This window comes from Delftia sp. RIT313 (genome assembly GCF_000632165.1).
GTDB classification, from domain to species: Bacteria; Pseudomonadota; Gammaproteobacteria; order Burkholderiales; family Burkholderiaceae_C; genus Comamonas; species Comamonas acidovorans.
The window spans coordinates 1-11,362 of sequence record NZ_JFYT01000116.1; the positions used below are offsets into that span (position 1 = coordinate 1).

6 protein-coding genes are annotated in these 11,362 nt (G+C 66.6%); 1 reads left to right on the plus strand and 5 read right to left on the minus strand.

All coding sequences use genetic code 11. The features are described 5' to 3' along the window. On the plus strand, positions 1-4,519 hold a 4,519-nt coding region (locus BW39_RS29475; RefSeq protein ID WP_043825895.1), incomplete at its 5' end, for a non-ribosomal peptide synthetase. Positions 4,520-4,920: 401 nt separating this feature from the next. On the opposite strand, the gene BW39_RS29480 is transcribed toward BW39_RS29475, so the two are convergent. The 5 genes from BW39_RS29480 to BW39_RS29500 form a co-directional block, all read right to left on the minus strand. Further along, positions 4,921-7,329, minus strand: coding sequence for a TonB-dependent siderophore receptor (locus BW39_RS29480; RefSeq protein ID WP_013801603.1), 2,409 nt, complete (start codon positions 7,327-7,329; stop codon positions 4,921-4,923). A 175-nt stretch (positions 7,330-7,504) separates the two neighbouring features. Beyond that, positions 7,505-8,539: a FecR family protein gene (locus BW39_RS29485; protein ID WP_013801604.1), complete on the minus strand. Its 1,035-nt coding sequence runs from the start codon at positions 8,537-8,539 to the stop codon at positions 7,505-7,507. 12 nt (positions 8,540-8,551) lie between these two features. After that, positions 8,552-9,151 (minus strand): RNA polymerase sigma factor, encoded by a 600-nt coding sequence (locus BW39_RS29490; protein ID WP_012206549.1) that lies wholly within the window; start codon positions 9,149-9,151, stop codon positions 8,552-8,554. Between the two features lie 214 nt (positions 9,152-9,365). Beyond that, a complete protein-coding gene (locus BW39_RS29495; RefSeq protein WP_043825897.1) occupies positions 9,366-10,664 on the minus strand; it encodes a lysine N(6)-hydroxylase/L-ornithine N(5)-oxygenase family protein in 1,299 nt (432 codons plus the stop codon). A gap of 11 nt (positions 10,665-10,675) precedes the next feature. After that, positions 10,676-11,362 (minus strand): GNAT family N-acetyltransferase (locus BW39_RS29500; protein WP_043825900.1); only part of this gene is annotated, 687 nt, incomplete at its 5' end.

An 11,362-nucleotide genomic window follows, 5' to 3' on the forward strand; every position in this document is an offset into this window, starting at 1 on the left:
GCCGGAGGTGCGTGAGGCCGTCGTGCTGGCCAGCCAGGGGCCGGGCGGTGCACGATTGGTGGCCTATGTCTCGCTGAACGAGGAAGTCGAAGACGGGCTGCTCAAGGAGCGGCTGGGCCAGGTACTGCCCGACTACATGGTGCCTTCGGCCATCGTGGTGCTCGATGCGCTGCCGTTGACGGCCAATGGCAAGGTGGACCGCAAGGTCTTGCCCGAGCCCGAGCTGGCGGGTGCGCAGGCCTACGAGGCGCCGCAGGGCGATGTGGAGGCGATGCTGGCAGGCATCTGGGAAGAGGTGCTGGAGCTGGATCGTGTGGGGCGCAGCGACAACTTCTTCATGCTGGGCGGCGATTCCATCCTGAGCCTGCAGATCGTGAGCCGGACGTACCGTGCCGGCTGGCGCATCACGCCCCGGCAATTGTTCGAGCGGCAGACGGTGGCCGAACTCGCGGCCGTGGCAGAACCTGCGGACCAGCGCGCGGCGGTGGCGGGGACCCCGTCGGACGGGCAGCGTGGCCGCCTGGTGGACTTTTTCGATGCCCAGGCCCTGGCGGGCCTGCCGTTCGCCCAGGACGATGTGGAGGATGTCTATCCGCTCACTCCGACGCAGGAAGGCATGTTCTTCCATGCCATGGAGGCGCCGGGAACCGGTCTGTATGTCAATCAGCTCGGGGTGGACCTGTCCGGGGTCGATGCCGAGCGCCTGGCCCGCGCCTGGTCGGCCATGGTGCAGCGCCACGCCATACTGCGCACGGCCTTTGTCTGGCAGGCTGGCATGCAGCGACCGCTGCAGGTGGTGCTGCGCCAGGCAACGGCAAAGTTCGTGCAGCATGACTGGCGTGGGCTTGATGATGCGGTCGAGCGCGCGGACCGCCTGGGCAGGGAGGAGTTGTGCAGGGAGACCGACTGGATGGCTCCGCCGCTGGTCCGCATCCACCTGATCCGCATCTCGGACACGGGCTTCCGGCTGCTGTGGACACAGCACCACATCCTCACGGACGGCTGGAGCGATTCCCGGCTCTGGGGGGAATGGCTGCAGAGCTATGCGGGCGAGCAACTGCCCGCCCAGCCTCCCGCCTACGGGGACTTCCTGCGCTGGCTGCAGCGGCAGGATGCCGAGGCTGCCAAGGCCTTCTGGCAAGGGGAGCTGGCCGGGCTTGAGGGGCCGGTTCTGCTGGCCGACCCCCAGCAGCGCACCGGCACCGACGGCTATGCCAAGCTTTTCACGCGCCTGGATGCGCAGCGGACAGCCGCCCTCGTGGGCCTGGCCCAGCGCGAGCGCGTGACCATGAACACCCTGGTGCAGGCCGTCTGGTCGCTGGTGTTGCAGCGGCAGGCCGGCAGCCGGCAGGTCGTCTTCGGCGCCACGGTGGCCGGCAGGCCTGCAAGCCTGGAGGGCGCCGAGCAGATGCTGGGCCTGTTCATCAACACCATTCCGATCGCCGTATCGGTGCGCGCTGGGCTGTCCATCGGCGAATACCTGCGCGCGGTGCAGTCCGGCAATCTCAGGGCGCGGGAATTCGAGCACTCGGCATTGGCCGACATACAGCGCTGGGCAGGATCTGCGGGCAGGCCCCTGTTCGACAGCATCATCGTTTTCGAGAACCATCCGATGGACCAGACCATGAAGCGCCTGGACCAGTTCGGGCTGGAATTCGGTGCCGTGGCCGGCAGCGGCCTGACCGGCTACGCCATGGATTTGCAGGTCACCGTGGGTGAGGTGCTGGAAATCGAATACTGCTACGCGCGCCAGTCCTTCGACGAGGCCCGTGTGGCGGACATGCGGCAGCTGGTCGAGCATTTGCTGCACCAACTGTTGGTTCTGGATGCGGACCAGCCCCTGGGGCAGCTGGGGTGGCTGGGCGCTTCGCAGCAGGCCGGCATGCTGGCATTGGGCCGCTCCGAGTCGCAGGCTCCCCCGGGGCCGCGCAGCACGGTGCATGCGCTGATCGCGCAGCAGGCGAGCGCGCGGCCCGAGGCCATCGCCTTGAGGATGGGCGATGCGCACATGAGCTATGCACAGCTCGACGCCCAGGCCAATCGCCTGGCACGCCATCTGGTGGAGCTGGGGGTGGGGCCCGACAAGGTGGTCGGGGTGGCGCTGGAGCGCTCCATGGACATGGTGGTTGCCTTGCTGGCCGTGCTCAAGGCCGGTGGTGCCTACGTGCCGCTCGATATCTCCTATCCCTGCGACCGGCTGGCCTTCATGCTCCAGGACAGCGGGGCCATGCTTCTGATCAGCCAGAGCAGCGTGCAGCCCCGGCTGGCCGCGCTGCACGTGCCGACACTGCGCATGGAAGACGTGCCCTATGGCCAGCTGGAGGCGCACGGCTTGGCGCCGCGCTGCGACGCCGATCATCTGGCCTACGTGATCTATACGTCGGGCTCCACCGGGCTTCCCAAGGGCGTGGCAGTGTCCCACGGCCCGTTGGCCATGCACTGCCTGGCCACGGCGCAAATCTATGGGATGACGCCCGCATCCTGCGAGCTGCACTTCATGTCCTTCTCGTTCGATGGTGCCCATGAGCGCTGGCTGACGCCCCTGTGCGTGGGAGCCAGCCTGGTGCTGAGGGACGGCGAACTCTGGACGGCCGAGCAATCCTATCAGGCGCTGCAACGCCATGGCGTGACCACGGCGGCCTTCCCGCCTGCCTACCTTGGCGAGATCGCCGATTGGGCCGCGCCGCGCGACGATGTTCCCGAGGTAGAACTCTATGTCTTTGGCGGAGAGGCCATGCCCAAGGCAGCCTACGACAAGGTGTCCACCCATCTGCGGCCGCGCTGGCTGATCAACGGCTATGGACCTACGGAAACGGTGGTGACGCCGTTGATCTGGCGCACTGGCGGCGATCAACGCTTCGAGTGCGCCTATGCACCCATAGGCAGGCCCGTGGGCGAACGTTCCGTCTACGTGCTGGACGAGGACATGCAGCTGTTGCCGGCCGGCAGGGTGGGCGAGCTGTATATCGGAGGCTACGGTCTGGCGCGCGGCTATCTCGGGCGCAGTGCACTGACCGCCGAGCGGTTCATCGCCAATCCGTTCGATGCGCAGGGCGGGCGCCTGTACCGGACCGGCGACCTGGTGCGCTGGATGGATGACGGCAATATCGAGTACATAGGCCGTGCCGACCATCAGGTCAAGATCCGGGGCTTCCGCATCGAACTCGGCGAGGTGGAGAAGGCCGTGCGCGCGCTGGCCGGCGTTGCCGATGCCGCCGTGGTTGTGCAGGAGGCTGCCTCGGGCCGTCAACTGGTGGCCTATCTGGTGCTGGACGGCCTGGCAGCGGACAACCGTGCAGGTCAGCGCATGCGCCAGCAGCTTTCCGAGCGCCTGCCGGACTACATGGTGCCGGCGCATTGCGTGCCGCTGCCCGCCCTGCCTCGTCTTGTCAGCGGCAAGCTGGACCGCCATGCGCTGCCCTTGCCCGCGGCCGATGGTGCGAGAGCTTTCGTGCCGCCCTCGACGGACGAGGCCCGTGCGCTGGCCAAGGTATGGCAGGAGGTGCTGGGCGTGGACCGGGTGGGCGAGACCGACAACTTCTTCGAACTGGGCGGAGATTCGCTGCTCAGCCTGAAGATGCACGCCAAGGTGCGCAAGCTCGGCAACCGGCGGCTGGATTTCAAGCTGCGCGATCTGTTGCAACGGCCCACGATCGCCGGCCTGCTGGGTCTGGGCGCCGAACAAGAGACACGCGCTGCAGGCCTGATCGCTCTCAATGCCGTATGCGAGGGGGTGCCACCGCTTTTCTGCATCCATGCGGGCTTTGGAACCATCTTCGACTACCAGCCGCTGGCCAGGGCGCTCAACGGCGTGCGGACCGTGTATGCGATCGCCTGCCGCAGTCTGTCTGCGCCAGACCACCTGGACCATTCGCTGGAACAGATGGCCGATGACTACTGCCGCATGGTCCGCGCCGTTCAGCCCAGCGGGCCCTACCACCTGCTGGGATGGTCATTGGGCGGCAGCCTTGTGGCCTTGATGGCATCCCGGCTGGAGGCCCAGGGCCAGACGCTGGGACTGCTGGGACTGGTCGATCCCTTCGTTCCCGAGGCCGGGCAGACCTCGTCCGATGACTGGTGGCCGGATTTCCTGGCCTTTGTGGGCCATCTGCTTCCCCATGCAGATATCGATGATGTGGCCGAGGTCCACACCATCTCCCAGCCCAGCGCCGACCTTCTGGCGGGTCCTCTGGGACGCGCTGCGGCCCGAGCAGGCGCACAGCTGGCCGAAGGCAGCGTACCCATGGAGGGGGCCGATCTGGCCCAGACCTTCATGACGGCGCTACATCTGAAGCGCCTGTCATTGCAGACCGAGAGGCTCAGGCCGGTGGCTGGCGCGGCGCAGCTGTGGTGGAGCGAGGGCCGCAATGCCAGCGACCGCACCAGGTTGCAGCAGCAACTGCGGCAGGACGATGTCCCGGGCTCGGAGATCGAGGCAGACCATTTCTCCATGCTGCGGGATGCCGGCCTGCTTGCGCAGTTGCTCGAACTGCTGGCCTGCGAGTTCGAGCCCGGATGATCCGGCGCAGCCCCTTGGCGTGGGTCGCTGCGCCAAGGGGCTGCTGCGGGGCCGCCGGGCTCGCTGTGGCCTCCCCTGGCTGCCGCCCAATCGTCCGGGCAGAGCGTTGGCCAGGTCTTTGAATCCCCGTGGCGCCTGGCCTTGAATCCGACCAATCTGGCGGACAAGACCTATGCTTGCGGCTGCACGCACGACTGCTTCTGCGGCGAGCCGCGCAGGGTCATGGGTACGGCCACCTCCCGGTGGCAGTCCGCCACCAGGCATGGGCCACGGCCGGAGCGATCCGGCCGTGGTCTTTTGGTTTTTGCAGGCGCCGAAGGCGCCGTTCAGGGAGTCTGCAGCTGCACGGCACCGCCGGCCTGCGGGCGCATCCTGCAGGGCCGGCCTCGCGGCAGTCCGTTCTACCAGCGATAGGTTGCCGTACCGATGACCCTGCGCGGTTCGCCGTAGAAGCAGCCGTAGGTGCAGTTGCCTATGTAGGTCTTGTCGGTGAGGTTGTTGACGTTCAGCGCAAGCCTCCAGGGGCCCGTGGTGTAGCTGACCATGGCGTCGAACAGCGTGAAGGCGGGCACGGGGTTGTTGGTCTGGCTGCGCGTGCTGCCCACGTAGCGCATGCCTGCGCCTATCTTCAGGCCCGGCAGGCCGAGGATGCCGAAGTTGTAGTCGCCCCAGATCGAAAGCTGGTTGTAGGGCACGCCCGGGGAGCGCAGGCCTTCCTGTTCGGGCTGCAGGGGACTTGCCTTGATGGTGGCTGCCTCCGTATAGGCATAGGCCAGGATGAGGTTGGCATTGCGGCCCACGGCGGTGCGGGCCTCCAGCTCGAAGCCGCGCGAGCGGACCTCTCCCTGCTGGATGCTGTAGGTCAGGGTGGGATCTTGCGGATCGGCGACGAGCACGTTCTGGCGCGTCAGCTGGTAGACGGCGGCCGAGATCATCGTATTGGAGCCCTTGGGCTGGTAGCGCACGCCGGCCTCATACTGCTGGCCCGTGGTCGGCTTGAAGCGCGAGCCCAGGCGGTCCCGGCCCGAGGTCGGTTCGAAGGATTCGCTGTAGCTCAGGAAAGGAGCCCAGCCGTTATCGGCCAGGTAGACCAGGCCGGCACGGCCCGTGAAGGCGTGGTCCTTCTCGTTGTCCACGGATTTCGCGCCGGTGAAGAAGCTGCTCTCGTCGTAGCGGACGGAGTCATAGCGTCCGCCCACCAGGACCACCCACTTGTCGTTGATCTTCATCTGATCCTGGGCATAGAGGCCCATGCGTTTGGCCGTGCTCTTCCAGGAATACGGGTTCTGTGTGATCTCGGTGCCCATGGGGCTTCCATAGACAGGGTTGTAGAGATCGATGTTGTCGATGCTGCGCGTGTAGCGTTCGCTTTCGTGGCGGGGTGCCGAATAATCGAAGCCCACCAGCATGGTGTGCCGCACGCTGCCAGTCTCGGCCTGGTATTCGAGCGAGGTATCGGAGACCACGGCGGAGGAGCGGTCCCACCGCGGTGCCACCCCCCTGTATGCCGTGGTGCGCTGGTCGGCCGCCAGGCCGGAGATCCAGATGGACGCGTATTCGTTGTCTGCCTTCATGTAGCGCAGGCTGTTCCTCAGCTTGACTCTGTCGTTGAAGGCGTGCTCGAACAGATAGCCGATGGAGAAGCGGTTCAGTTCGAACTTGTCGTAGCCTGGCTCTCCAACGAACAGGTTACGGGGTAACCGCCCGTTGATGTTGGGCAGGATGGTCCCCTCCTCGGGCAGGCCGTAAACATAGGCCGAACTGTCCTTCTGGTAATCGGCCAGGATGGTCAGCGAGGTCGCTGCATTGGGCTGCCACTTGAGCGCCGGCGCGATGAAGAGCCGGTCGTCGGGCGTGTAGTCCACGAAGGAATTGCTGTCGCGCTTGAGGAAGGTCAGCCGATAGGACCATTCACCGTCCTTGTCCAGCGGGCCGCCGAAGTCGCCGGAAACCTGCTTGCGGCTGAAGCTGCCGACTTCGACATTGAGCTCGTGCAGGGGGGTGGACGTCGGGCGCTTGCTCACCGTGTTGATGATGCCGCCGGGCGCGGCAGAACCGTAGAGCACCGATGCGGCGCCCTTGAGCAGCTCGATGCGCTCCAGGCCGTAGGGCTCCTGCTGGCCGTTGAAGATGTTGACGGTGTACTTGGTGCCGTCGCGGTACTGGTTGCCGTTGCCGTCGAGCTGGAAGCCCCGCACGATCAGCGTGTCCGAAGTCCTGTCCAGGCCTTCGGAGCGGCTGACGCCGGCCACGTAACCGAGCGCGTCCTGCAGGTTCTGCGACTTGAGCACCTCGATTTCCTCGGCGCCGACGATGGAGATGGACTGCGGCGTTTCGATCAGGGGCGTATCCGTCTTGGTGCCCGTGGCGCTGCGTTTGGCCACATAGCCTTGCAAGGGGCCCGTCGGGCTTTCGCCCTCGTGCGCAGCCAGCACATTGACCACAGGCAGCGTGGTGCTGCCGCTCACCAAGCGCCGGATGGCGAAGCCTCCATTGGCCGTCCTGGATGCTTCCAGGGATGAGCCTGCCAGCATGTCCCTCAAGGCCTGCTCCACGCTGAGCTTGCCGGAAACGGCGCGGGAATTCAGCCCGGACACCAGGTCCCCGGCTGCAAACACCTGGGTCTGGGTCTGCCGGGAAAGCTCGTTGAGTGCCGTTGCCAGCGGCTGTGAGGGCACATGGATGTCGAAGGCCTGTGAAGGAGCCTGGGCGGCGGGTTGCGCGGCAGCGGGAAGAGCGCAGAGGGTGGTGGTGCCGAAGGCCGCGGCGAGCGCGGCGCTCAGCAGATGCTGTCTGGGCAGAGAACGCATGGTTGATGGTGTTCCGGGTGCATTGAATGAGAGCTATTCCTGAAGAGGCGCGGGCTCCCGTTCTTTCCCGGTTGCCACATGCCGCACTGCGAAGACGTATGGGCCGCCGAAACGAAGACAGTCTGTTGCAATTTTTTTGCACTGGCAGGCGCCCGAATGCCTGCCTGGAATGCTTTCAGAGCGCCTGCAACTGCACCCCGCCATCCGGCTGCGGGCGCACCCTCAGCGGCAGGATGGACGGCAGCACGGCCAGCAGGCCGGCCGAGTCATTGGCGCGAAAGCGCCCGGTCAGGCGCAGCGCGGCCACGCGCGCATCGGCGGCTTCGATGGGCTGGGTGCGGTAGGCGTTGACCGTGGCCAGGGCCTCGGCCAGCGGGGTGTTCTCGAAGACCAGCCAGCCCTCGCGCCAGGCGGACAGCGTGGCGGCATCGGCCTGGCGCACGGCCTCGGCCTGGCCGTTGCGGATGTCCACGATCTGGCCGGGCAGCAGGTCCAGCGTTGCCGCCGCCGGGCCCGTCGCATCCTGCGCATCCCTGCCCAGCACCCGGACCCTGACATGGCCATGCTCCACGCCCACGGTGACGGGGCCGCCGCGGTCGCGCACGGTGAAGACCGTGCCCACGACCTCGATGCGCGCCTCGCGCGTGATGACCTCGAAGGGCCGGTCGGGATCGGGGGCCACGTCGAATCGCACTTCGCCCCGGGCCATGGACACGCTGCGGCGCTGGCGGTAGAGCGTCACGGCAATGGCGCTCTGGGGCGCCAGTTCCACCAGGCTGGCCTGCAGCGGCAGCTTGCCGTCGGCCAGAGTGATCTTGAGGATCTGCGAGTTGCGCGTGGCGTAGGCCGAGGTGTGTATGGGCTGCTGCCAGTACCAGTAGGCGCCCCGGCCCGCCAGCGCACCTGTGCCCAGCAGCCCGGCGAAGGACAGCAGCAGCTTGCGGCGCCGGACGGCCTGGGTGGAGCGCGAGGCCCGGTCTGCCAGCAGGGCGGTTTCCTGGAACTGCTCGCGCAGGCCGCCGGACATGCCGCCCAGCAGGTTCCAGCGCAGGTGCGCCTCGCGTGCGGCGGCATCGTGCCGGGCTGATTTCCCGCGCCATTCGCCCAGGGTCAGGCGGGCCTGGTCGGCCACCGGGTCGGGAGCGATTTCGCTTTGAACGATCAGCGTCAGCGCATGCTCGACCATGCGCTCGCTAGGTGCACTTGCCATGGAAAGGGGGAGTCAGGATGCGTCGTCGGTCAGTGTACTGTTGTCGAAATCCATGGCGCTGCCCAGCGCATGGTCCTCGATCAGTTCGGAGCGCAGCTGGGCCAGCACGCGCGAGCAGTCCAGCGTGGCGCGCACCATGTGCTTGGCGACGGCCATTTCGGTGATGTTGAGCTGATCGGCGATTTCCGCGCGCGTGTAGCCATGGGCGCGAAAGAGGATGAAGACTTCGCGCCTGCGAGGCGGCAGGCCTTCCAGCGCCTGGACGACGCGGTTCAGGATCTGGCGCTGGGCGGCCAGGGTTTCGCTGGAGGGCGCACTGTGCTGCACCACCATTTGCTGGCGCGTCCATTCCTGGGCGGTCTTGCGCTTGCGCGCGTCGTCGATGCACAGATTGCGCGCCACGCGAAACAGCAGCGCGCGTGGGGATTCGATGCCGGCGTCGGGCAGGGTTTCGGCCTTCTTGCCGCTGCGCAGGCCCAGGGCGTGCACATAGACCCGCTCGAAGCTCGATTGCGCGATGTCGGCCGCATAGTGCGGATCTCGGAGATCGCGCGTGAGCTGGCGGCGCAGATCGCCATAGTGAGCCACGAGTTCCTGGATCAGGTCACGCATCCGGATACCTGCCTTTCCGCAAGGGCGATGGGTTGGAACCCCTGGGTCCGTACAGAGAAGGGCCTACCAGATGCTGCAACCCCGGCCAGGGCCGGGGCGGTGCAGCAGCGGGTATGGGATTCAGCGGCGCAGGTGATTCGAATTCAAATGCAAATGGTTTGCATTCAAATTATGGCATGGGAGATCCCTGCGCCATCATGCCCTGTGCGATCTTTCAATCCTGCAGCGCCAGCTGTTCTGTGCGCGCAACATCGGGTCTTTGGGCTTGCGCTGCCAGCAGGGCTTCACCGATTTCGCCGGTGCGCACCGAAGTGACGGACAGCAGGGTGTCGCTGAGGCCGTGGGAGCCCTCGCAGGCGCCCTGCAGGAAGATGGCGGGGCGAAAGTCCGGCGTGGTGTGCACCTGGTAGTCGCGGCTCACGGAGAAGTCGCCCAGGTAGGGGGCCAGCGGGTCCAGCAGGGTCTTGTGGTGCTCGCGCGCATAGCCGGTGGCCAGCACCACCACGTCGTAGCGCGATGCATGGTCGATGCCGCTGTTGAGATCGCGCAGCCCCAGGTGGATGCCGTCGCCGGCCGCCCGCACGTCCTGCACCTCGTGGCGGCGCAGGAAGCGATGGCGCGTATCGCCGACGACCTTCTGTTCATAGAACACCTTGAAGATGCTCTCGATCAGCTCCAGGTCGGGACAGGCGTAGTTGGTGTGCCAGAACTCGCGCAGCAGGGCGCCGCGCTCGTCATGCGGGCGGCTGTAGACATGGTCCACGAAGTCGGCGTTGAAGATTTCGTTGACGAAGGGGCTGTCGTCCGAGGGGCGGATGGAGCGGGCGCGCATGACCAGGTCGATCTCGGCCGTGGCGTAGCGGCCGTGCAGGTCCATGAAGATTTCGGCGGCGCTCTGGCCCGCACCCACGACGGCGATGCGCAGCGGCCTGGCATGCTCGGCAATGCTGCGCAGGTAGGCGCTGGAGTGGAAGACGCGCGCATCGCCGCGCAGGGGCTTGAACTGCTCGGGAATGCTGGGCGTGCCGCCGATGCTCATGACCAGGTTCTGGCCCAGGCGCTCATGCACGTTGCCGGCCGCATCGCGCGAGCGCACGCGCAGCAGCTCCACCTTGCCGTCGCGTTTTTCAGGCAGCACCTCGATGACTTCCTGGCCGTAGACGCAGCGGTCCTCGAACTTGGAGGCGGCCCAGGCCAGGTAGTCGTTGAATTCGTGGCGGCTGGGAAAGAAGGTCTTGAGGTTGATGAAGTCCTGCAGCCGGCCCTTCTCGTGCAGGTAGTTGATGAAGGTGAAGCGGCTGGTGGGGTTGCGCAGCGTGGCCAGGTCCTTGAGGAAGGACACCTGCATGTGGGCCTGCTCCAGCAGCATGTCCCGGTGCCAGGCGAAGCGCGGCTGCTTTTCGATGAAGACGGGGTGAATGGCCCGCGCGGTGGCTTCGCGCTCCTTGAGGGCGATGGCCAGGGCAATGTTGGAGGGGCCGAAGCCGATGCCGATCAGCGGGTGGGTTTGCATGGAAGGTCCTTTCATTGGGTCGATGCGTCCAGTGCGTCCGGCGCGGCTGCGTCGGTCTGCGGTATCCACAAGGCGTCTGCGAAAAAGCGTTCCCTGAGAAGGACTCCCAGCACGGCGCGCTTGTGCGGGAAGTCGAATTCCTTGACCAGCGCATAGCCGCAGCGCGGCAGGCTTTTGCGCATCTTGCGGTTGTCGGCGCGCGGCTCCACGACGATGCGCTGCGTGCGGCAGTCGTCCAGAAAGAGGTAGTGCGACAGCGAGGGCAGCCAGGCCGTCAGGTAGGGCTGGCCGCGAAACCGCGCCTCCCCCACCAGCGCATGCCAGCCCCGGTCATGGTCGCCCGCGTCATAGAAGGGGGCGATGCGGTCTTCCTTGGCCCAGTAGGCCTCGAAGTAGCCGAAGGGCTCGCCGTCGAAGCAGCCGATGAGGCCAAGCGCATGCGGGTCGCCGGCCATGCGCTGCAGGTAGGCGCGGTGGTGGGCAAGGTCGCCGCTTTCCTCCCAGAAATGCGCGACGACCGGGTCGTTCATCCAGCGGTGGATGAGGGGCAGGTCGGCCTCGGGCTCCACGGTGCGAAAGCTCAGCGTGCGGCCCAGCCAGGGGATGAAGCGGCGGTAGACCTCGCCGCGCGGATTGTGCAGGCGCAAGGGGTGGCGCCGGCCTTCGCTGATCGTGTAGTGCAGCGCATAGGGTGGGCG